The organism is Flavobacterium sp. DSR3-2 (genome assembly GCF_049896525.1).
Lineage (GTDB): Bacteria > Bacteroidota > Bacteroidia > Flavobacteriales > Flavobacteriaceae > Flavobacterium.
Genome location: NZ_JAFCUM010000001.1, coordinates 259,177 through 282,706, shown reverse-complemented (window position 1 = coordinate 282,706; position 23,530 = coordinate 259,177). Strand labels below are relative to the sequence as shown.

Genomic DNA, 23,530 nt, shown 5'->3' with positions numbered 1-23,530 from the left:
TATTGCAACAATACTTTTGAAAACTAAAAATTTAAAAAACGATAACAATAACAGTAAGTTTCCAAAAATTGAATTGGGAAACATACAATTTCTAAACAATGAATGACATTTTAGTACACAAAACAATTGATTTTTTTCAGCAGACTTTTAAATCAGAGCCTGAAAAAATTGTCCTTTCCCCCGGCAGAATTAATATTATTGGGGAGCATATTGATTATAATGACGGTTTTGTTTTACCGGCAGCCATCGATAAAATCATCTGTTTTGCTTTTGAAAAAAACAATTCGGATAGAGCTAAAATTGTAGCGATAGATTTGAATGACGAGTTTGAGGTTTATATAAACGAAGACCAAAATCAGACGGATAATGTATGGACAAATTACCTGCGCGGTGTTCTGAATCAGTTAAAAAAGAACGGTTATACCGTGGAGGGTTTCAACTGTGTTTTTAGCAGTAATATTCCTGTGGGTTCCGGTTTGTCCTCTTCGGCGGCATTGGAATGTGGCTTTTTATTTGGTTTAAATGAACTTTTTAATTTGAAAATCAAACCAATTGATATTGCCTTAATGGGACAAAAAGCAGAACATTGGGTGGGCATAAATTGCGGGATAATGGACCAGTTTTCCAGTGTGATGGGTTTAGAAAATAAAGTTATAAAAATTGATTGCAGAACATTGGAATTCGAACATCATGACGCTAATTTCAGTGATTATTCCTTAGTTTTATTTGATAGTAATGTCAAACATTCCTTATTCAGCTCTGCTTACAATACCAGAAGAGAAGAATGCGATGAAGGACTTTCGATAATTAGTGCTAATTTCCCGGAAATTACTAGTTTTAGAGATTGTAAAGAAGAGCAAGTTTTGAGTCTGAAAGATAAAATGACTGCGAATGTGTTCAAAAGAAGCCTTTTTGTGGTGAAGGAAATTCGAAGAGTAACGCAGGCTTGTGAAGCTTTGGATGTGGGAGACATTGTAGTTTTAGGGCAATTGATGTTCGAAACGCACGAAGGATTATCAGTGGATTATGAAGTGAGTTGCGCCGAATTAGATTTTTTGGTCAACACGGTTAAAAAGGAAAAATCAGTGATAGGTTCCCGATTAATGGGCGGTGGTTTTGGTGGCTGTACCATCAATTTGATTAAAAAAGGACAAGAAGATGCAGTGAAAAACAAACTGACAGGATTGTATCAGGACGCATTTGGAATAGAATTAAAAATTTATGATGTCAAAATTGGAAACGGAACATCACTTTATATTGCGAAATAAATGAAAAATTTTGACATAAACGAAGATCCGCACAGACGTTATAATCCGTTAATCAACGAATGGGTTTTGGTTTCCCCACACCGTTCGAAACGTCCTTGGCAAGGACAAAATGAAACCGTAACTTCGGATGCATTGCCCGAATATGACCCGACTTGTTATTTGTGTCCGGGAAATGTTCGAGCAAATGGAATGGTAAATCCGGATTATGAAGATTCATTTGTTTTTGAAAATGATTTTGCCGCTTTGAAGCAAGAAGAAATTGCTTTTAAAGAAAATAAAAAGGAGACTTTTTTTAAAGTGAAACCGGAAAGAGGAATTTCTCGGGTGGTTTGCTTTTCGCCAAAACACAATTTGACATTGCCGGAAATGCCATCTGAGGCTATTGAAAATATTATCCACACTTGGCAAAAAGAATACACGGATTTAGGCAATGTAGATTACATTAATCATGTTCAGATTTTTGAAAACAAAGGAAGTGTGATGGGTTGCAGTAATCCGCATCCACACGGACAAATTTGGGCGCAATCTTCATTGCCAACCGAAGTCGAGAAAACACAAAATAATCTAAACGCTTATTTTGATACGCACAATAAAACACTTTTAGAGGATTATGTAAAAGAAGAGTTGAAGTTAGACGAACGCATTGTTATTGAGAATGATCATTTTGTGGCATTGGTTCCGTTTTGGGCTATTTGGCCCTATGAAACGATGATAATCAGCAAACGAAATGTGAATAAAATAACTGATTTCACTGATACGGAAGTGACTGATTTTGCGATTATTTTAAAACAATTGACAACAAAATATGATAATCTTTTTGAAACCTCTTTTCCGTATTCTTCAGGAATTCATCAATCTCCTACTGATGGAGCGTTGCATCCGGAATGGCATTTTCATATGCATTTTTATCCACCATTGTTGCGTTCAGCAACTGTGAAGAAATTCATGGTAGGATATGAAATGATGGGTGAATCACAAAGAGATATTACACCAGAAAAAAGTGCTGAAATTTTAAAAAACCAATCGAACGTTCATTATAAAATAGTAAACCAAAACTAAAAACATTTAACCAATGCAAACTTTAGCAGTCCAAGATTATATTGTCTTTTTATGTTATTTCATCCTGATTGTCGGTTATGGAATATGGATTTATAAAAGGAAAAAGAAAGAAGAAACGAGTAGTAAAGATTATTTCTTAGCCGAAGGATCACTTACTTGGTGGGCAATAGGCGCATCATTAATTGCCAGTAATATTAGTGCGGAGCAATTTATAGGAATGAGCGGCAGCGGTTTTAAAATGGGATTAGCGATCGCCACTTACGAATGGATGTCTGCTTTTACCTTGATTATTGTTGCTATTTTCTTTATTCCTGTGTACTTGAAAAATAAAATTTTTACCATGCCGCAATACCTGAATCAAAGGTATAACAGTAATGTTGCCATGATTATGGCTGTATTTTGGTTGCTGTTGTATGTTTTGGTCAATCTTACTTCTATATTGTATTTGGGCGCTTTGGCGATAAGCAGCATCTCAGGTTTGGACATTACTTTGTGTATGATTTTCTTGGCGTTTTTTGCGGTAATGATTACGCTGGGCGGAATGAAAGTGATTGGGTATACGGATGTGATTCAAGTTTTCTTTTTGATTTTGGGTGGATTAGTAACTACTTATTTAGCGTTGAATTTAGTTGCAGAAGAATTTGGATCTACGGGAGTGATAAACGGTTTTAATTTGATGACGACACAAGCAAACGATCATTTCCACATGATTTTTGAAAAAACAAATCCTAATTATATGGATTTGCCAGGATTGTCAGTTTTGATAGGAGGAATGCTAATCATCAATTTAAATTATTGGGGCTGCAACCAATACATTACGCAACGTGCATTGGGAGCTGATTTAAAAACGGCCAGAAATGGAATTTTGTTTGCTGCTTTCTTAAAATTGTTAATGCCTGTAATTGTTGTTTTGCCGGGAATTGCGGCTTTTGTATTGTATCAGAACGGACATTTTGGAACCGAAATGTTACAAGACGGTACTGTAAATCCTGATCGGGCGTATCCCGTTTTGCTAAACTTGCTTCCGGTGGGTTTAAAAGGGCTTTCGTTTGCTGCATTGACTGCGGCGATTGTAGCGTCATTGGCTGGAAAAGCGAATAGTATCGCTACTATTTTTACGTTGGATATTTATAAAACAAAACTAAATGTAGATGCCGATGAAAAAAAATTAGTTAATGTGGGCAAAAAAGTAATTGTGGTGGCGATATTAATTGCAGTTGTAGTGGCGCCTTTTCTAGGAATTGATAAAAAAGGAGGATTTCAATACATTCAGGAATATACGGGATTTGTAAGTCCGGGAGTTTTCGCTATGTTTATTTTAGGCTTCTTTTGGAAAAAAACAACTTCTAATGCGGCTTTGTTTGCTACAATTGGTGGATTTATGTTATCTATCCTTTTCAAATTTATGCCAGCATTTGTTGACTTATCGTTCCTTCATGCGACTGGTTTTTCAGTACCAAATGCTGATGGTGTTTATGAAATTCCTTTTATTGACCGAATGGGATTTGTATTCTTGATTTGCGTAATCGGAATGTACAGCATAAGTATGTACGAAACAGCTAGAGGCGTTAAAACAAATGGTCTTGAAATTGACCGTACTATGTTTAAAATGTCACCAGGTTTTACTGTCGGGATGTTGATTGTACTTTCAATTATTGCTGCTTTCTATACGATCTTTTGGTAGAAAACAGCCTAAAATAAAAAAAGCGATGGGTTCAATTATATTGAATTCATCGCTTTTTTATTTAATAATAAGGTACGAAGAAAATTGGTTCCAGTAATTTAGATGTGTGTAAAGTTTTTTTAATACCTGATTCATGTTTTTTGAAGAAAAATATGTGTTTGCAAATAGTCTTTTTCGTAAATCATTTTTATTGTATGCGACAAAACTTTAATGTGAAGGCAAAATAAAAAACATAAGGCACAAAAAAAGCTTTCGAATTAACGAAAGCTTTGTATGATATTTGAATTTTATTTAGTTATTCACTAATGCATCTTGTTTCCAAGTTTTTACAGAAGCAATTCTACTGTTGGAATAATCTACTTCACTTAGGTTGTTACCATTCCAAAATAACCATTTTCCAGTTTTTTCTCCATTTTTATAGGTAGCAACAGATTGTTTGTTTCCATTCATATCGTATGAAGTCCAAACCCCCTCCAGTTTTCCATTTTTAAAGAAACCTTCTTGTTGTATTTTTCCATTTTCAAAGTAGTAAGTAGTTTTAACTAATTTACCTACAGCTTCTAATTTTGGGTTATTTTCTTGAGCGAATGCTATTCCTGAAAAAAGCAATGCGGTTAATATTATATATTTTTTCATATTGTTTGGTTTTTTAAATTCATATTAGCTTAACAAATGTATAAAACATTTTACAATAAAAAAACTTTTACTTAACAATTTAATAACATTAGAATAAAATTTAACATTGGTTATAATGTTTGCCAAAAAACCAATTACTAAAATTTCTTATTTCTCAATTCATTATTCATAATTAGTCCTAAATTTGCACCCGTCTCCAAAGGAGAAAATAATCTAAAATTTGAATCATGTATAGAAGTCATAATTGTGGCGAATTAAATGCCACTCATATTAATACAGAAGTTACCCTTGCGGGATGGGTTCAAAAATCACGCGATAAAGGTTTTATGAATTGGGTCGATTTGCGCGATCGTTATGGAATCACACAATTAATTTTTGACGAAAGTCGTTCTGAAAAATCCGTTTTTGAACTGGCCAAAACACTCGGTCGTGAATTTGTAATTCAAGTAAAAGGAACCGTTATTGAGCGTGAAGCCAAAAATAAAAATATGGCAACCGGTGATATCGAAATTTTAGTGACAGAGCTAAGTGTTTTAAATGCTGCTTTGACGCCTCCATTTACGATTGAAGATGAAACCGATGGTGGAGAAGACATCCGAATGAAATACCGTTACCTCGACATTAGAAGGAATCCTGTGAAAAACAGTTTACTTTTTCGCCATAAAGTAGCAATGGAAGTTAGAAAATATCTTTCTGATTTGGATTTTTGTGAAGTAGAAACACCTTACCTAATTAAATCAACTCCAGAGGGAGCCAGAGATTTCGTAGTGCCTTCCCGAATGAATGAAGGACAGTTTTATGCATTGCCACAATCGCCTCAGACTTTTAAACAATTATTGATGGTGGGCGGAATGGATAAATATTTCCAAATCGTAAAATGTTTCCGTGACGAAGATTTACGTGCAGACAGACAGCCGGAGTTTACACAAATCGATTGTGAAATGGCTTTTGTCGAACAAGAAGATATTTTAAATGTTTTCGAAGGACTGACCAGACATTTATTAAAAGAAATAAACGGTATTGAAGTAGATAAATTTCCAAGAATTACCTACGATTATGCAATGAAAACTTACGGGAATGATAAACCGGACATTCGTTTCGGAATGGAATTTGGCGAGTTGAATGAAGTAGCGAAACATAAAGAATTTCCGGTTTTCAACGCTGCCGAATTAGTGGTGGGAATTGCAGTTCCAGGAACTGGAAACTACACCCGAAAAGAAATTGACGGACTTATTGAATGGGTAAAACGCCCACAAGTTGGCGCAAGCGGAATGGTTTATGTAAAATGCAATGATGACGGAAGCTATAAATCATCGGTGGATAAATTCTACGATCAAGACGATTTAACTCAATGGGCAAAAATCACAGGTGCAAAACCTGGAGAAATGATTTTTGTGCTTTCTGGTCCAGCCGATAAAACACGGACACAGTTGAGTGCATTACGTATGGAATTAGCGACTCGTTTAGGATTGCGGAATCCAGCCGAATTTGCACCGCTTTGGGTAGTTGATTTTCCTTTATTGGAGTTTGACGAAGAAAGCGGCCGATACCATGCCATGCATCATCCGTTTACATCTCCAAAACCGGAAGACATGCACTTATTGGAAACTGATCCGGGCAAAGTTCGTGCGAATGCATATGATATGGTCTTGAATGGAAATGAAATTGGCGGTGGATCAATTCGTATTCACGACAAAGCGACACAACAATTGATGTTCAAATATTTAGGTTTTACTGAAGAAGAAGCTAAGGCGCAGTTTGGATTCTTAATGGATGCATTCCAGTTTGGTGCGCCACCACACGGAGGTTTAGCCTTTGGATTGGATAGATTGGTTGCCATTTTGGGAGGAAGAGAAACAATTAGGGACTATATTGCGTTCCCAAAAAACAATTCGGGAAGAGATGTTATGATAGATGCGCCATCAATAATTGACGAATCACAGTTAAAAGAACTGCATATAAAACTAGCTTAATTGTAGTTTGTCGTCATAATATGTTAGAAAACGTTGAATATCAATATTTTTGCAAAATAAAAAGAGAAGAACGTCTTTCGTATTATATTAAATATTACATTTGCTTCATTATAAATTATTATTACTATTACAATGCGTACAGGTACAGTTAAATTTTTCAATGAATCTAAAGGTTACGGATTCATTACAGACGAAGAAACAGGAAAAGACATTTTTGTTCATGCATCAGGAATCAACGCGGAAGAATTGCGCGAAGGTGACAGAGTTAGCTATGAAGAAGAAGAAGGAAGAAAAGGAAAAGTTGCTGCGAAAGTAGCAGTGATCTAAGCATAAAAAAAATATTTTTTTTGCCTACGAATGTTTAAAGCGTTCCGATTTTTATCGGAACGCTTTTTTGTTATTTCCCTCCAGGTGCCAATAAATTATACTCCAAATTCCAAATTGCGGAATTTCTAAAACGTTAAACACATCTTAATATAATGGGACTGCCTTATTTATAATTAATAAAAATTGTAAATTTACATCGTTATAGTTGGCATGTATTTTTAAGATTTAATTGTTATTTAATAATTTGAAAGTTATCTTTGTACCTCATTTTCATTCAAAAAAAACACAGTATGCAATCCGATCAATTAAATTATATTCCAATTTTAATGCAGTTTATTCTAGCTGTAGGATTTGTTGTAGGAACTATATTGATTTCATCAAAATTAGGACCCAAAAGATCCTCTGAAGTTAAAGATAGAAACTTTGAATGTGGTATCGAATCTGTTGGAAATGCAAGAATTCCTTTTTCAGTAAAATATTTTCTCGTTGCCATCTTATTTGTTTTGTTCGATGTTGAGGTGATTTTCTTATATCCATGGGCTGTTAATTTCAAGGAATTGGGTATCGAAGGAATGGTCAAAATGGTCATTTTTATGCTTTTGCTTTTGGTGGGTTTTTTCTACATTATCAAAAAGAAAGCGTTAGAGTGGGAGTAAAAATTTATTTTAAATGTTGAGTTGTAAATAGCAAATAATTTATGATTCAAATTTTATAATGGTAAATAATAAAAAATGAGTGATTCAAATATAAATATGGTTGCCCCTCCCGAAGGAGTTGTTGGGGAAGGTTTCTTCGCCACAAAACTGAATGATGTTGTAGGATTGGCTCGTGCAAATTCATTGTGGCCATTACCTTTTGCGACTTCTTGTTGTGGTATTGAGTTTATGGCAACGATGGCTTCGCATTATGATTTGGCACGTTTTGGTTCAGAAAGAGTAAGTTTTTCTCCTCGTCAAGCTGACATGCTAATGGTTATGGGGACGATTTCGAAAAAAATGGCGCCAATTTTACGGCAGGTTTACGAACAAATGTCAGAACCTCGTTGGGTAATCGCGGTTGGAGCTTGTGCTTGTTCAGGTGGAATTTTTGACACCTATTCTGTTTTGCAAGGAATCGATAAAGTAATTCCGGTTGATGTATATGTTCCTGGTTGTCCGCCAAGACCAGAGCAAATTGTTGATGGTGTTATGAAATTGCAGGAATTAGTGAGAAATGAATCGGTGCGAAGAAGAAGTTCTCCGGAGTATCAAGAATTATTGGCTTCATATAATATCAAATAAATAATGGCGCTAGAAACAATACAAATCCAAGAAAAATTAGTCGAAACATTCGATTCGGAAGTTTTTGAATTCAAACAGGAAAAAGATATATTTTCATTTGAAGTCGCTGCCGATAAAATTACGGCTGTAATTCTTTTTTTGAAAAACGACTCAACATTGCGTTTTCATTTTTTAACGGATTTATGTGGGATTCATTATCCTGACAATGATGTAGATCATCAATTTGCAGTAGTGTATCATTTGCACAATTGGTACGAAAACAAAAGGATTAAAATTAAGGCCTTTATTAACGGTGAAAATCCAGAAATTAAAACAATATCAAACATTTTCTTGAGTTCAAATTGGATGGAAAGAGAAACGTTTGATTTTTATGGGATAAACTTCATTGGTCATCCACAATTGAAACGTATTTTAAATATGGATGAAATGATTTCTTTTCCAATGCGAAAAGAATTTCCAATGGAAGACAGTGGAAGAACTGATAAAGATGACCGTTTCTTTGGAAGAACAACCGACAATTATTAAAAACACACACTATTATAATTTTTCACATTAAATAAATGTCAGAACTATTATTACCACCGGAGCATCGTTATGCTAAGAGAATAAAAGAACAACTAAATGAGGATGGAAGCGAGCTTTCGATCCTAAATTTAGGACCTACTCATCCAGCTACACATGGTATTTTTCAAAATATCCTATTAATGGATGGAGAAAGAATTCTGGAAGCGGAACCAACCATTGGGTATATTCACAGAGCTTTCGAAAAAATTGCTGAAAACCGTCCTTTTTACCAAATCACACCTCTTACTGATAGAATGAACTATTGTTCGTCACCTATAAACAATATGGGTTGGTGGATGACATTAGAAAAATTATTGGATATTGAAGTTCCAAAAAGAGCGCAATATTTAAGAGTTATTGTAATGGAATTGGCAAGAATTACGGATCATATTATTTGTAATTCGATTCTTGGTGTCGATACCGGAGCATATACCGGATTTTTATATGTGTTCCAATTTAGAGAAAAAGTATATGAAATCTACGAAGAAATTTGTGGAGCGCGTTTGACTACTAACATGGGAAGAATTGGTGGCTTCGAAAGAGATTGGTCACCGGAAGCTTTTAGAAAATTAGATGTGTTTTTAGAAGAATTTCCAGCAGCTTGGAAAGAATTTGAAAACTTATTCGAAAGAAATAGAATTTTTATTGACAGAACGGTAAATGTAGGAGCTATAACTGCTGAGCAAGCTATGGCTTACGGATTTACGGGTCCAAATTTACGTGCTGCGGGCGTGGATTATGATGTAAGGGTATCTCAACCATATTCTTCGTACGAAGATTTTGATTTTATTATTCCTGTTGGAAAATCGGGCGATACGTATGATCGTTTTTGTGTTCGTAACGCCGAAGTTTGGGAAAGTTTGAGTATCATTCGTCAAGCATTGGCAAAAATGCCGGAAGGAAATGACTTCCATGCAGATGTTCCTGATTATTATCTTCCTCCAAAAGAAGATGTTTACACGAGTATGGAATCGTTGATATACCATTTTAAAATTGTTATGGGAGAAGTTCCAGTTCCAGTTGCTGAAATTTACCATCCTGTGGAAGGTGGAAACGGAGAATTAGGTTTTTACTTAGTCACTGATGGTAGTCGTACTCCTTACAGATTACATTTCCGTAGACCTTGTTTTATTTACTATCAGGCATATCCAGAAATGATAAAAGGTGCTTTACTGTCGGATGCAATTGTTATTTTGTCAAGTTTAAATGTTATTGCCGGAGAGTTAGACGCATAAAGATTTCAGATTATTGATTATCAATTTCAGATTTTAAAATAAAACTTTGTGACTTTGTGCCTTCGTGGCAAAAAAAATAAAAATGGAAAGAACGTATCACAAACAAGAAATAAATATGACAGAAACATTGATGAATCGCATCAATGAATTAATTAGTCATTATCCTGAAGACAAAAGAAAATCGGCATTATTGCCAGTTTTACATGAAGTTCAAGATGCTCACGAGAATTGGTTGAGTATCGAATTAATGAATAAAGTAGCAGCAATTCTTTTGATAAAACCGATTGAAGTTTACGAAGTAGTTTCGTTTTACACGATGTACAATCAAAAACCAATTGGTAAATACATGTTTGAATTTTGTCAAACTTCTCCGTGTTGTTTAAATGGAGTAGAGGATTTAATGGATTATACCTGTGAAAAACTGGGAGTCAAAGTGGGGGAACGTACTCCAGACGGTCTGTTTGAAGTGAGAGGAGTTGAGTGTTTAGGTGCTTGTGGTTATGCTCCAATGATGCAGTTAGGCGATTTTTACAAAGAACATTTGACGGCAGCAAAAATCGACCAGTTAATTGAAGATTGCAAAAACGATACAATAATATTACACGATAAATAACATGTCACAAAAAATATTATTAGACAAAATAAATATCCCAGGAATTAAAACCTATGAAGTATACCGTCAAAACGGGGGTTACGCTTCATTAGAAAAAGCCCTAAAAACATTAACACCGGACGAGGTAGTCGAAGAAGTGAAAACTTCAGGATTGCGTGGTCGTGGTGGAGCGGGTTTTCCTGCCGGAATGAAATGGAGTTTTATTGATAAAAAATCTGGAAAACCTAGGCATTTAGTTTGTAATGCTGATGAATCAGAACCGGGAACTTTCAAAGACCGTTATTTGATGGAATTTATTCCTCATTTATTGATTGAGGGAATGATTACCTCCAGTTATGCATTGGGTGCAAACCTTTCATATATCTACATTCGTGGAGAATATATGTGGGTTTATAAAATATTAGAAAGAGCCATTAATGAAGCAAAAGCTGCTGGATTTTTGGGTAAAAATATATTAGGTTCAGGCTACGATTTAGAACTTTATGTTCATTGTGGTGCCGGAGCTTACATTTGTGGTGAGGAAACTGCGTTGATTGAATCCTTGGAAGGAAAAAGGGGAAATCCGCGTATCAAGCCACCATTTCCTGCTATTTCAGGACTTTGGTCAAATCCAACGGTTGTGAATAACGTAGAAACAATTGCCGCTGTGCCATGGATTGTGAATAATTCAGGTGCGGAATATGCTAAAATTGGTATTGGACGTTCTACAGGAACCAAATTAATTTCGGCTTCAGGGCATGTTAAAAACCCAGGAGTTTATGAAATTGAATTGGGATTAAGTGTTTACGAATTCATGAATTCTGATGAATATTTAGGAGGAATGAGTTCGGATAGACCTTTAAAAGCTTTTGTGCCGGGAGGAAGTTCTGTTCCCGTTTTACCGGCCCATTTAATTTACAAAACTGCCGCTGGCGAAGATCGTTTAATGTCCTACGAATCGTTAAGTGATGGTGGATTTGCAACAGGATCGATGTTAGGATCAGGTGGATTTATTGTTTACAATGATACGTCTTGCATCGTACGTAATACTTGGAATTTCTCTCGTTTTTACCACCATGAAAGTTGTGGACAATGTTCTCCTTGTCGTGAAGGAACCGGATGGATGGAAAAAGTATTACACCGAATAGAAAATGGTCACGGTCGTGAAGAAGATATTGATTTGCTGTTGAGCATTCAAAGCAAAATTGAAGGAAATACAATTTGTCCATTAGGTGACGCGGCAGCTTGGCCAGTGGCAGCAGCAATTCGTCACTTTAGAGAAGAATTTGAATACCACATTCGTTTCCCGGAAAAAATAAAAAATAGAGATCATTTTGTTGCTGAACCTTTTGAAAAAGTAAAGCATTTAGTTTCTAAAGTAATCGTATAAAGTCAAGAATTTCAGAAAATGAAAGTAACCATAGACGGTCAAAGCATAGAAGTAGAACCAGGAACAACAATCCTGCAGGCAGCACGTATGATAGGTGGAGAAGTAGTTCCCCCGGCAATGTGCTATTATTCTAAACTAAAAGGGAGCGGTGGAAAATGCCGTTGTTGTTTAGTGGAAGTTGCAAAAGGAAGTGAAGCTGATCCAAGACCAATGCCTAAATTAATGGCATCTTGTGTAACAGGTTGTATGGACGGAATGGAAGTGAATAGTAAATCTTCACCAAGAGTAACCGAAGCCAGAAAATCAGTAACGGAATTTTTATTGATCAATCACCCATTAGATTGTCCGGTTTGTGACCAAGCTGGGGAATGTGATTTGCAAAATTTAAGCTTTGAGCACGGGAAATCAGAAACTCGTTTTATTGAAGAAAAAAGAACATTTGAGCCAGAAAATATTGGTCCAAATATTCAATTGCACATGAACCGTTGTATTCTTTGTTACCGTTGTGTGATGGTGGCTGATCAATTGACAGACGATCGTGTGCACGGAGTAATGGATAGAGGAGATCATTCGAATATCTCGACTTGTATCTCAAAAGCGGTTGATAATGAGTTCTCTGGAAATATGATTGATGTATGTCCTGTAGGCGCTTTGACAGACAAAACGTTTCGATTTAAATCTAGAGTTTGGTTCAGTAAGCCTTACAATGCGCACAGAAATTGCCCTACTTGTTCTGGAAAAACTACCGTTTGGATGTTTGGTGACGAAATTCAACGAGTTACCGGAAGAAAAGATGAGTACCATGAAGTAGATGAATTTATTTGTAATGGATGTCGTTTTGATCACAAAGAGATTGCAGATTGGACTATTGAAGGACCGAGAGCATTCGAAAAAGACTCGGTGATCAACCAAAATAAATACAACAGAAAGTTACAAAAAGTAGAAATCGCAACCGAAGATCATATCCTTTTAGGTAGAGAAGAAGACCGTAAGAAAATAAGCATGGCCGAAATTCCATTGACCGAAGAAGACATTATTAATCAAAAAAGCTTGGGTAATAATGGATAGTACTATTATCATAGAAAAAAGTGTCATTATTGTTGCAGTTTTTGCTTTGACAATGTTGATGGCAATGTACTCCACTTGGGCTGAACGAAAAATTGCCGCTTGGCTGCAAGATCGTGTTGGACCCAACAGAGCTGGTCCTTTTGGATTGTTTCAACCGCTTGCCGATGGTTTAAAATTATTTTCGAAAGAAGAATTTGAGCCAAACACGCCAAACCGATTTTTATTTTTTGTAGGTCCGGCGATTGCTATGAGTACCGCTTTAATGACGAGTGCCGTAATTCCTTGGGGAGACAGGCTGCATTTGTTTGGAAGAGATATTTTATTGCAAGCAACGGATTTAAACATTGGATTGTTATACTTTTTCGGTGTTGTTTCGGTAGGTGTTTACGGTATTATGATTGGTGGTTGGGCGTCGAACAATAAATTTTCATTAATTGGTGCGGTTCGGGCAGCTTCGCAAATGGTGTCGTATGAAATTGCCATGGGATTGTCCATAATCGCATTGCTGATGATGACCGGAACGTTGAGTTTAAGAGAGATCTCTGAACAACAAGCAGGAATGAATTGGAATGTGTTTTACCAACCGTTGTCTTTTATTATATTTTTAATTTGTGCTTTCGCAGAATCAAACAGAACTCCTTTTGACTTAGCGGAATGCGAGACAGAACTTATTGGAGGATACCACACCGAATATTCATCGATGAAAATGGGATTCTATTTATTTGCTGAATATGCAAATATGTTTATTTCTTCTACGATTTTGGCAGTTTTATTCTTTGGAGGTTATAATTATCCTGGAATGAGTTGGGTTGTTGAAAATTGGGGAGTAAATATTGCCAATCTTTTAGGATTTGTTGCTTTGTTTATCAAATTGTGTGGATTCATATTTTTCTACATGTGGGTTCGTTGGACTATTCCAAGATTCAGATACGATCAATTGATGCATTTGGGTTGGAGGATACTAATTCCATTGGCGATCATTAATATTATCATCACCGGAATTGTGATTTTGAGAGCAGAAATTGCTACTTATTTAGGATTTTAATTAGTACCGAAAAAGCCCTAGCCCTGATAGCAGTGGAAATCCTTTTATCCTGAACTTGTTTCAGGATCCTGAAACAAGTTCAGGATAAAAGATTGAAACGAATAGCAGGATTAAGCTTCAAATAAAAATAAAAAATGTCAATAGAAAGTATATCCTTATCGGGAAGAAAAAAGCTAGTCTCTAATAAGGAGATGACTTTTTGGGAAAGAATGTATCTTGTTGCGATTGTCAAAGGTTTGATAATTACGATTCAGCATTTGTTCACCAGAAAGGTAACGATTCAATATCCGGAGCAAGTACGTGAAATGAGTCCTGTTTATCGAGGTCAACACCAATTGAAAAGGGATGAATTAGGTCGTGAAAACTGTACGGCTTGTGGCTTGTGTGCGTTGTCCTGCCCTGCTGAAGCTATCACGATGAAAGCGGAAGAGCGTAGAGCCGACGAAAAACATTTGTATCGAGAAGAAAAATATGCGTCGATATATGAGATTAATATGTTGCGTTGTATTTTCTGTGGTTTGTGTGAAGAGGCTTGTCCGAAAGACGCTATTTACCTGACGACTTCTAAAGTATTGGTTCCATCCAGTTATGAAAGAGAAGATTTTATTTTTGGAAAAGACAAATTGGTCATGCCATTAGATATCGCAATGAAAAATGCTCAACTTAAAAACGCTAACTAATGTCTACAGTACTTATTATATTTTGTGTGTTGGCTGCTATCACTTTAGCAACGGCATTTTTGACAATTTTTAGCAAAAATCCGATTCACAGTGCTATTTATTTAGTGATTTGTTTCTTTTCGATTGCGGGTCATTATTTATTGTTGAACGCTCAATTCTTGGCGATAGTTCACGTTATTGTCTACTCAGGAGCGATTATGATCTTGTTTTTATTCACCATCATGTTAATGAATTTAAATGAGGAAAGAGAAGTGCACCGACCTAGAATTACGCGATTAGGAGCTATTGTTTCTTTTTGCTTGATTTGTCTGGTTTTGATTGCCATTTTCATCAACTCAAAACCTATTGTAGGAGAATATGTAACCACCGGTGAGGATTATCAATCGATAAAAGTATTGGGTAAAATACTGCTTAATGAATATATGGTTCCGTTTGAATTTGCTTCTATATTACTTTTGGTTGCTATGATTGGAACGGTATTATTGTCTAAAAAAGAAAAATTGCAAAAATAAGATGAACAATATTTTAAACCACATCGGTATTGAAAACTATATATTCCTAAGCGTAATACTTTTTTGTATTGGCGTTTTTGGGGTGTTGTACAGACGAAATGCTATAATCGTATTTATGTCGATTGAAATTATGCTTAACGCAGTAAACTTATTGTTTGTAGCATTTTCGACCTATCATCAAGATGCGCAGGGACAAGTTTTTGTGTTTTTCTCCATGGCCGTTGCTGCAGCAGAAGTTGCGGTAGGATTGGCAATTCTAGTTTCTATTTTTAGAAATTTAGGGTCAATCACTATCGATAATTTAAAAAACTTAAAAGGATAAATGGAAATGAATACCAATATAGCTTTAGTTTTAGTTCTTGCTCCTTTTTTAGGATTTTTAATCAATGTTTTCTTTGGTAAAAGCCTTGGAAAATCACTTTCTGGAATAATCGGAACACTTTCAGTTTTGGTTTCTTTTGTCGCAACTGTTTATTTCTTTGGGGGAATAGCTGCTCAATCAGAAGGAATTCGTATTTCACTTTTTGACTGGATCCAAATCAGCAATTTCAAAGTTGATTTTGGATTTCAATTGGACCAATTGTCAATTTTGTGGTTGCTTTTCGTAACCGGAATTGGTTCTTTGATTCATTTATATTCGATTAGTTATATGCACGATGACGAAAATATGCACAAGTTTTTTGCCTATTTGAATCTGTTTATATTCTTCATGATAACCTTAGTAATAGGAAGTAATTTATTAGTGATGTTCATCGGTTGGGAAGGCGTAGGTCTTTGTTCGTATCTATTAATTGGTTTTTGGCATAAAAACCAAGAGTACAATGATGCTGCCAAGAAAGCTTTCATCATGAACCGTATTGGTGATTTAGGTTTGTTAATTGGGATTTTTATTCTTGGTAATTTATTCTCAACTTTAGATTATGCTACTTTAAAAACGGCTATTGTCACTGCAACGAATCTTGATATGTATTGGCTTTCTATTGCTGGTTTCGCTTTATTCATTGGAGCTTGTGGTAAATCGGCACAAATTCCTTTGTATACTTGGTTGCCGGATGCAATGGCAGGTCCAACACCGGTTTCAGCATTGATTCACGCGGCTACGATGGTAACTGCAGGGATTTTTATGATTACCAGATTAAATTTCTTGTTTGATTTGACTCCAGATGTCCAATCAATAATTGCTATAGTTGGAGCCGTTACCGCTTTAGTTGCTGCCACCATTGGTTTGGTTCAAAATGATATCAAAAAAGTATTAGCTTATTCTACCGTTTCTCAATTGGGATTAATGTTCTTAGCTTTAGGCTTAGGTGCTTACGAAGTGGCCGTTTTCCATGTAATTACGCATGCTTTCTTCAAAGCTTGTTTGTTCTTAGGTTCGGGTTCTGTGATTCACGCTTTGCATGGAGAACAAGATATGCGTAAAATGGGTGGCTTGAAAAAAGCGATGCCAATTACGTTTGCAACGATGTTGATTGCTTCTTTAGCAATTTCAGGAGTTCCATTGTTCTCCGGTTTTTTCTCGAAAGACGAAATTTTATTAGTGGCTTTCCATACTAACATTCCGTTATGGATTGTGGCTTCGGTTGCCTCTATCATGACCGCTTTTTATATGTTCCGTTTAATGTTCTTAACGTTCTTCCAAGAATTTAGAGGAACCGCAGAACAAAAACACCATTTGCACGAAAGTCCTTCTTTGATTACTATTCCTTTGATTGTTTTAGCAATATTGGCCACTATTGGTGGTTTGATTAGTTTGCCTGGAAACAGTTGGTTGAATGGCTATTTGACTCCTGTTTTACCAAAATTAGCAATCGCAGAACACCATTTAGGAACTACTGAATATGTTTTGATGGCTATTGCTGTTGTTGGCGGATTAATAGGCATTGGTATTGCTTACGCCAAATACATCAAACAAAATACAGTTCCCACAGAAGACGCGGCCATTACAGGGTTTTCTAAAGTGCTTTACAATAAATATTATGTTGATGAATTTTATAATGCTATTTTTGTAAAACCAATTAATTTCTTGTCTCGTTTTTTCAGAGACACTGTAGAAGCAGGTTTGTCAGCTTTGGTTTTTGGATTAGGAAAAGTTACGAACGAAATAGGTTACCAAGGGAAGAAAATACAAAATGGAAGCATTGGTCTTTATCTTTTTGTTTTCGTATTAGGGCTTTGTGCCATCGTTTCTTATTTATTTTTAGCTCAATAATCATATAACATAAAATAGATTTTTTAAAACCAAAATTTCAATTTTAAAATAAATTATCTTTTAAAAGTCTCTTACATTTGACCTTTAAAAAACAATAAAAAATTACAAATGAATGTATCTCTAATATTAATTATACTTTTGGTTGGTGCGTTTGCAACGTTTCTTGCAGGCGATAAATTGGCTTCAAAAGTTGCCTTGTTCTTTGGGTTAGCTGCTGCAGGCGCTTCTTTTGTATTATTAAATCACTATAATTTAGGTGAAAATATCAGTTTCATCAATCAGTGGATCACGCAACCAAATATTTCTTTTGCTCTTAAAGCAGACGGATTATCAATGGCGATGCTTTTATTGACCACAGTTTTGACTCCATTAATTATATTTTCTTCTTTTGGCAATCAATATAAAAATTCAAAATCATTTTATGCGTTAATCTTGTTTATGTCGTTTGCGATGGCAGGAACATTCCTTGCTTCAGATGGTTTGCTGTATTACGTTTTTTGGGAATTATCTCTTATTCCAATTTACTTCATAGCTTTAATTTGGGGTAATGGAGATACAGAAGAACGCAAAAAAGCAGTAGTTAAATTCTTTATCTTCACATTGGCAGGTTCATTATTTATGTTGGTGGCTTTTGTTTACATGTACCAAAAAGCGGGTAGTCTTTTATTAGAAGATTTATACAAATTGAACTTATCAGCAACCGAGCAATTATGGATATTCCTGGCTTTCTTCTTGGCATATGCGATTAAAATTCCTTTAATTCCGTTCCATACGTGGCAAGCAAATGTGTACCAAAAAGCCCCAACCGCTGGTACGATGATGTTGTCTGGTATCATGCTAAAAATGGGATTGTACAGTGTTATTCGTTGGCAATTGCCATTAGCGCCATTGGCAGCTAAGGAGTACATGTATATTTTCATCGGACTTGGAATTGCAGGTGTGATCTATGGTTCTATAGTAGCGTTGAAACAAAAAGACTTAAAGAAACTATTAGCGTACTCTTCTTTGGCACACGTAGGCTTAATTGCAGCCGGAACGTACACATTGACATTAGACGGTTTGCGCGGCGCGGTTTTACAGATGATCGCACACGGATTTGTAGTTGTTGGGTTGTTTTACGTTGCCGAAATTATTTTTAGAAGATATGAAACCAGAGCCATTGCTGAAATGGGTGGTATTCGTTCTCAAGCACCAAAATTTACTTCGATGTTTTTAATTTTGGTTTTGGCATCGGTTGCCTTGCCAACTACCTTTAACTTTATTGGTGAATTCACCGTTTTATACAGTCTTTTGCAAATTAATATTTGGTTTGCTATTTTAGGAGGAACAACCATAATTTTAGGAGCGTATTATATGTTGAAAATGTTTCAACATGCGATGTTGGGAGAAACAAATACAAAGCCTTTTGCTGATGTAACTGTCAGCGAAGGAATAACTTTGGTACTAATAATTGGTGTTTTATTCTTTTTTGGGATGTATCCAAAGCCAATTACCGATTTGATTACCCCAAGTCTGGAAGAAATTTTAACACAAATTAATAGAATTAACTAGTCAAATAAAAAAATGAATACATTAATAGCTATAATAGGATTAGGTGTTTTATGCCTTTTATTTGAAATATTTAATTTAAGGAAAGCCATTGTGCCTTTAACGATCATTGGATTAGTAGGAGTGTTGGGTTTAACCATATCTGAATTTAATTCAACTGAAAGCTACTACAACAACATGATTGTTGTGAGTAAATTTTCAAGTACTTTTTCATCATTGTTTATTGTGCTTACCATTTTCTTGGTGGCTTTAGGTCATAATTTTTACGAAAGCCACCAATCTAAAATCTCAGATTTTATTGCCATAAAAATATTTTTATTGGCAGGAGCGGTGGCAATGGTTTCTTTTGGAAACTTAGCGATGTTCTTTTTAGGAATAGAAGTATTATCGATTGCGCTTTATATCCTAGCGGCAAGTGATCGTATGAATTTAAAAAGTAACGAAGCGGGAATGAAGTATTTCTTAATGGGATCTTTTGCATCAGGAATTATTCTTTTTGGTATTTGTTTAATTTACGGAGCCATGGGAAGTTTTGACGTTACTGAAATCAGCGAATTATCACAATCAGCTGAATTGCCAATTTGGTTCCCAATAGGGATTGTATTGGTAACAATAGGGATGTTGTTTAAAGTGGCGGCAGTTCCATTTCATTTCTGGGCACCGGACGTCTACGAAGGTTCGCCAGCGTTGACAACGGCTTTGATGAGTACTTTGGCTAAAGTAGTTGCGATGGCGACTTTGTACAAATTATTATCAGTAATGAATGCGGATATTTCTGAGTCATTCAAAATTATCGTAGTCGTGATTTCTATGGCGTCCATGACTGTTGGTAACATAATGGCCTTGAGACAAACAAATGTAAAACGTATGTTAGCTTTTTCAGGGGTTTCCCACGCCGGTTTTATGTTGATGACTTTATTAAGTTTATCTACGTCCGCAGGAAGTTTGTTGTATTATGCTTCCGCGTATTCTTTATCTGGAATCGCTGCTTTTAGTGTGATTTTGTACGTTTGTAAAAATAGAGATAACGAAGATATTGTGAATTTCCACGGTTTAGGAAAAACCAATCCATTGTTAGCAGCAATTCTTACAGCGGCTTTACTTTCTATGGCTGGTATTCCGATTTTTGCCGGATTCTTTGCTAAGTTGGTTTTATTCAATCAAACGATTCAAGCGGGTTATTTAGCTTTAGTAATAGTGGCAGTGGTGAATTCCATTATCAGCGTTGGATACTACTTCAAATTGATTATGGCGATGTACACCAAAGAACCAAACGAAGAACGAAAAGGAACGCCAGTTATTATTTATGCCGTTGCTGTTATTGCGATTGTGTTGAATATCGCATTAGGTTTATTCCCTTCTTTAGTGTTGGATTTATTAGCATAAACCGAAGCTTAAAAATATTAAGAAAACCATCAGAAGTAATTTTGATGGTTTTTTTGGTTTAAAAGCGCGTTGGTGATTCAAATAAATATTTACTATTCAAGTATCTATAATTTTATGCTAAAACCCAAAAATTTTAAAATTGAATTGAGTAAATTTGTATATACAAATATTTAATCATTTACTAAATTTAAGATCATGGGAAATTCATTAAAAATACAAATTTGGTCGGATATTATGTGTCCGTATTGTTATATAGGAAAAAGGAGAATAGAAGGAGCATTAGCGCTTTTTGAACATAAAGATGCTGTTGAAATTGAATGGAAAAGTTTTCAGTTAGACGCTGGTTTTATAGCGTCTCCTGAGGACAATATGGTAGAGCATTTAGCAGAAAAATATAGAAAGGATAGTGATTGGGCTCAAAATATGCTGGATAGTATGACCGAAAATGCTAAAAATTCAGGATTGGATTTTCATTTTGAAAAATCTATTTTAGCAAATTCTTTGAATGCACACCGACTTTTGCATTTAGCTAAAAAACACAATCTGGCGGATAATTTAGAAGAAATACTGTTCAAAGCGTATTTGACCGATGGAAAGAACGTTAATGATTTAAATACTTTGAAAACGTTAGGACTGGAAGCAGGGCTGAATGCAGAAGCTATTGAGGAAGTGCTAAATTCTGATGCTTACGCAAATGAAGTGCAACAGGATATTGAAGAAGCGCGATCTATAGGTGTTCAAGGAGTTCCCTTTTTTGTTTTCGATAATAAATATGCAGTTTCAGGTGCGCAACATGTGGAAACATTTGTGAAAACACTTGAAAAAGTATGGGAAGAAGGTAAATTTGATTCTAAGGTTACTTTGTTGAATGCTACTGATGGAGACAGCTGTGGAATCGATGGATGTGATTAAAAATAGCATTTTAAGCCATAAAGAAAGAAAGGTACTTTTAGTTCTCATGCTTTATCCAACTTAATTTCTTTATAGTTTAATTATATTACGAAACATTTGCAGTAGCGCACAATCGTCAGAAGTAGTGAAAAATTATTTATTATGAGTGAACGTACAAAAGTAATTCGTTGGGGAATATTGGGCTGTGGAGATGTCACCGAACTGAAAAGTGGTCCCGCCTACCAGAAAACGGATGGCTTTAAGGTAGTAGCAGTAATGCGAAGAGATGCGGTTAAGGCCGCAGATTACGCTACAAGACACGGAATAAGTAAGTTTTATAGCAATGCCGATGATCTAATTAATGATCCTGAAATTGATGCAATTTACATTGCCACACCTCCTGATGTCCATAAGTTGTACGGACTCAAGGTGGCTGCAGCCGGTAAAATTTGTTGTATCGAAAAACCTTTAGCTCCAAATTACCAAGAAAGTCTTGCAATTTATAATGCTTTTGCAGACAAAAACATTCCTTTGTTTGTAGCGTATTATAGGCGTACGCTACCTCGTTTTCAGCAAATTAAAACGTGGCTTAATGCCAAAAGCATTGGTGAAATCAGACATATAAGATGGCACTTGAGTAAATCCGCAAATTCTACAGATGTATCCGGAGATTATAATTGGCGAACCGATGCCGCTATTGCTACAGGCGGTTATTTTGATGATTTAGCGAGTCATGGGCTGGATTTGTTTATTCATTTTTTAGGAAATATAAAAGAGGTTTCAGGGATTAGTCTCAATCAGCAGGGATTGTATTCTGCTAAAGATGCTGCGACTGCGTGCTGGGTTCATGATTCTGGAATTACGGGTTCTGGAAGTTGGAATTTTGGTTGCTATGAACGGGAAGATAAAGTGGAGATTTATGGAAGCAAAGGAAAAATAACGTTTTCTGTATTTGAAAATGAACCGATAATGCTTTCTAACGAACTGCAGCAAACGGAATTATTTATTGAACATCCTGAGAATATTCAGTTGTACCATGTAAAGCAAATGCGAGAAGACCTTTTGGGGAATAGTAAGCATCCTTCCACAGGTTTAACAGGATCGCATACAAGCTGGGTTATGGACAAGATTATTGGGAATCTTTAGTAGTTCTCAATTGCTCAAACAAAAAACCCGCTGATACGAATACCAACGGGATTTTTCAAACCAATCATCAAAACCAAACAATCATCTTCTGTTTATTACAATTGCAGTATTATTGGATACTTTAGTGTCTTCAACTTTGACTTTCGTACCATTGTTTTTATAATAGTAGTGCTCTTGATCATTGGAGTTTTGGTTATGATCATAATCATAATCGTTTTCGTCATTGTTGTTTTGGGCATATTGATATCCTCTGCCGCCTTTTACAGCTCCAACGATATCAACAATTTGACCACGACGGTTGTAAATAATTTGTAAGCCACCTACTCGTTCCAACGCATAACGGTTGTATGTCATGTAAACGGAACCTACTCGTTTTACTCTATCATTCGAGTCATAATTAATAAACACGTTTCCAATACGTCTTATTCTGCCCGAATTGTCTTGTTCTACTTTTACACCATAATTTCCGTTTCTACTATTTGAGGGTGCACCGTACGTTGTATTGAAACCATTTTTTTTACCCATTTTATAATATATACCGTCATTTGAGCTATTTGAAGGACGTGTATTAAAATCAAATTGTCCGTCAGGAAACACGAAGAACTCAATTCCTCTTTCTGTGAACACAATCGGGTCGGCATCTCTAAAATCTACAAGTGATCTTCTTTCTACAAAAAAATCGATTTTTTCTGTGGCTGTTGCTACATTACCTCCAAATACGAAGATACTAGCAACTAAAAAGGTAATTTTTTTCATGATACAGCTATTTTGAATTTTGCCTACTCTTTAGCTTTTCGGCTTTCGCTTTTTTGAACTTATTTGGTAAGAGATATTCAAGTAGCATGCCAAAGAGTAGCAGGGTAGTTTGGTGATTTTAAATAAAGAATGGATTGTAAATTCATAATTAGCGTATTATCAATTATTTGCTATTTAAAAAAAATAAAAAATATTTTTATAAAAAAGCTTTAATTAGGAGTTTTTACAATAATTCCAGATTTGCTAGATACTTTTTCTTGTGCTTTTAGCATTTTTAT

At 35.5% G+C, this 23,530-nt stretch carries 23 protein-coding genes; 21 read left to right on the top strand and 2 right to left on the bottom strand.

Translation table 11 applies throughout. The features are described 5' to 3' along the window. The first annotated feature begins 98 nt into the window (after positions 1-98). From galK to ACP7AV_RS01225, 3 genes are read left to right on the top strand one after another with little or no spacing between them, the layout of a single operon-like run. Positions 99-1,268 carry a galactokinase gene (gene galK, locus ACP7AV_RS01235; protein ID WP_426090435.1) on the top strand — a complete coding sequence of 390 codons (1,170 nt, stop codon included), beginning with the start codon at positions 99-101 and terminating at the stop codon, positions 1,266-1,268. Beyond that, positions 1,269-2,327, top strand: coding sequence for a UDP-glucose--hexose-1-phosphate uridylyltransferase (locus ACP7AV_RS01230; protein ID WP_426090434.1), 1,059 nt, complete (start codon positions 1,269-1,271; stop codon positions 2,325-2,327). It abuts the gene before it with no gap. Positions 2,328-2,340: 13 nt separating this feature from the next. Further along, complete coding sequence (locus ACP7AV_RS01225; RefSeq protein WP_426090433.1) at positions 2,341-4,011, top strand: sodium/sugar symporter; 1,671 nt, start codon at positions 2,341-2,343, stop codon at positions 4,009-4,011. 291 nt (positions 4,012-4,302) lie between these two features. On the opposite strand, the gene ACP7AV_RS01220 is transcribed toward ACP7AV_RS01225, so the two are convergent. Continuing rightward, positions 4,303-4,647 (bottom strand): toxin-antitoxin system YwqK family antitoxin, encoded by a 345-nt coding sequence (locus tag ACP7AV_RS01220; protein WP_426090432.1) that lies wholly within the window; start codon positions 4,645-4,647, stop codon positions 4,303-4,305. Between the two features lie 227 nt (positions 4,648-4,874). On the opposite strand from ACP7AV_RS01220, the gene aspS reads away from it, so the two are divergent. From aspS to ACP7AV_RS01130, 18 genes are all read left to right on the top strand, one after another. Beyond that, entirely contained in the window at positions 4,875-6,620 is a 1,746-nt protein-coding gene (gene aspS / locus ACP7AV_RS01215) for an aspartate--tRNA ligase (RefSeq protein ID WP_426090431.1), read from the top strand. Between the two features lie 132 nt (positions 6,621-6,752). Then, positions 6,753-6,947 carry a cold-shock protein gene (locus ACP7AV_RS01210; protein WP_007137066.1) on the top strand — a complete coding sequence of 65 codons (195 nt, stop codon included), beginning with the start codon at positions 6,753-6,755 and terminating at the stop codon, positions 6,945-6,947. A 290-nt stretch (positions 6,948-7,237) separates the two neighbouring features. After that, entirely contained in the window at positions 7,238-7,603 is a 366-nt protein-coding gene (locus ACP7AV_RS01205; protein ID WP_426062647.1) for an NADH-quinone oxidoreductase subunit A, read from the top strand. 75 nt (positions 7,604-7,678) lie between these two features. Beyond that, the gene (locus ACP7AV_RS01200; RefSeq protein ID WP_091203184.1) at positions 7,679-8,227 is read left to right on the top strand and encodes an NADH-quinone oxidoreductase subunit B; all 549 of its coding nucleotides are present in this window, start codon (positions 7,679-7,681) and stop codon (positions 8,225-8,227) included. A gap of 3 nt (positions 8,228-8,230) precedes the next feature. Then, on the top strand, positions 8,231-8,752 hold the full coding sequence (locus ACP7AV_RS01195; RefSeq protein ID WP_426062648.1) for an NADH-quinone oxidoreductase subunit C: 522 nt from the start codon (positions 8,231-8,233) through the stop codon (positions 8,750-8,752). Between the two features lie 35 nt (positions 8,753-8,787). Beyond that, positions 8,788-10,026: an NADH-quinone oxidoreductase subunit D gene (locus tag ACP7AV_RS01190; RefSeq protein WP_426062649.1), complete on the top strand. Its 1,239-nt coding sequence runs from the start codon at positions 8,788-8,790 to the stop codon at positions 10,024-10,026. Between the two features lie 82 nt (positions 10,027-10,108). Then, positions 10,109-10,639 (top strand): complex I 24 kDa subunit family protein, encoded by a 531-nt coding sequence (locus ACP7AV_RS01185; RefSeq protein WP_426062650.1) that lies wholly within the window; start codon positions 10,109-10,111, stop codon positions 10,637-10,639. A 1-nt stretch (position 10,640) separates the two neighbouring features. Further along, positions 10,641-12,008, top strand: coding sequence for an NADH-quinone oxidoreductase subunit NuoF (gene nuoF, locus ACP7AV_RS01180; RefSeq protein ID WP_426090430.1), 1,368 nt, complete (start codon positions 10,641-10,643; stop codon positions 12,006-12,008). Between the two features lie 18 nt (positions 12,009-12,026). Continuing rightward, on the top strand, positions 12,027-13,076 hold the full coding sequence (locus tag ACP7AV_RS01175) for a 2Fe-2S iron-sulfur cluster-binding protein (protein WP_426062652.1): 1,050 nt from the start codon (positions 12,027-12,029) through the stop codon (positions 13,074-13,076). Then, positions 13,069-14,121, top strand: a complete 1,053-nt coding sequence (gene nuoH, locus ACP7AV_RS01170; RefSeq protein WP_426090429.1) for an NADH-quinone oxidoreductase subunit NuoH — start codon at positions 13,069-13,071, stop codon at positions 14,119-14,121. Before ACP7AV_RS01175 ends, nuoH begins: the two co-directional genes overlap by 8 nt. Before the next feature lie 134 nt (positions 14,122-14,255). Beyond that, positions 14,256-14,801 carry a NuoI/complex I 23 kDa subunit family protein gene (locus ACP7AV_RS01165; protein ID WP_426090428.1) on the top strand — a complete coding sequence of 182 codons (546 nt, stop codon included), beginning with the start codon at positions 14,256-14,258 and terminating at the stop codon, positions 14,799-14,801. Then, a complete protein-coding gene (locus ACP7AV_RS01160) occupies positions 14,801-15,313 on the top strand; it encodes an NADH-quinone oxidoreductase subunit J family protein (protein ID WP_426062655.1) in 513 nt (170 codons plus the stop codon). Before ACP7AV_RS01165 ends, ACP7AV_RS01160 begins: the two co-directional genes overlap by 1 nt. 1 nt (position 15,314) lies before the next feature. After that, positions 15,315-15,635: an NADH-quinone oxidoreductase subunit NuoK gene (gene nuoK / locus ACP7AV_RS01155; RefSeq protein ID WP_066079401.1), complete on the top strand. Its 321-nt coding sequence runs from the start codon at positions 15,315-15,317 to the stop codon at positions 15,633-15,635. A gap of 6 nt (positions 15,636-15,641) precedes the next feature. Further along, entirely contained in the window at positions 15,642-17,525 is a 1,884-nt protein-coding gene (gene nuoL / locus ACP7AV_RS01150) for an NADH-quinone oxidoreductase subunit L (protein WP_426090427.1), read from the top strand. Positions 17,526-17,633: 108 nt separating this feature from the next. After that, positions 17,634-19,076: a complex I subunit 4 family protein gene (locus ACP7AV_RS01145; RefSeq protein ID WP_426090426.1), complete on the top strand. Its 1,443-nt coding sequence runs from the start codon at positions 17,634-17,636 to the stop codon at positions 19,074-19,076. 12 nt (positions 19,077-19,088) lie between these two features. After that, the gene (locus ACP7AV_RS01140) at positions 19,089-20,459 is read left to right on the top strand and encodes an NADH-quinone oxidoreductase subunit N (RefSeq protein ID WP_426090425.1); all 1,371 of its coding nucleotides are present in this window, start codon (positions 19,089-19,091) and stop codon (positions 20,457-20,459) included. Positions 20,460-20,654: 195 nt separating this feature from the next. Next, entirely contained in the window at positions 20,655-21,371 is a 717-nt protein-coding gene (locus tag ACP7AV_RS01135; protein ID WP_426090424.1) for a DsbA family oxidoreductase, read from the top strand. Positions 21,372-21,512: 141 nt separating this feature from the next. After that, the gene (locus ACP7AV_RS01130) at positions 21,513-22,496 is read left to right on the top strand and encodes a Gfo/Idh/MocA family protein (protein ID WP_426090423.1); all 984 of its coding nucleotides are present in this window, start codon (positions 21,513-21,515) and stop codon (positions 22,494-22,496) included. Positions 22,497-22,577: 81 nt separating this feature from the next. Here the strand turns inward: ACP7AV_RS01130 and ACP7AV_RS01125 are convergent, their stop codons facing one another. Next, positions 22,578-23,252, bottom strand: coding sequence for a hypothetical protein (locus ACP7AV_RS01125; protein WP_426090422.1), 675 nt, complete (start codon positions 23,250-23,252; stop codon positions 22,578-22,580). Positions 23,253-23,530: the final 278 nt, after the last annotated feature.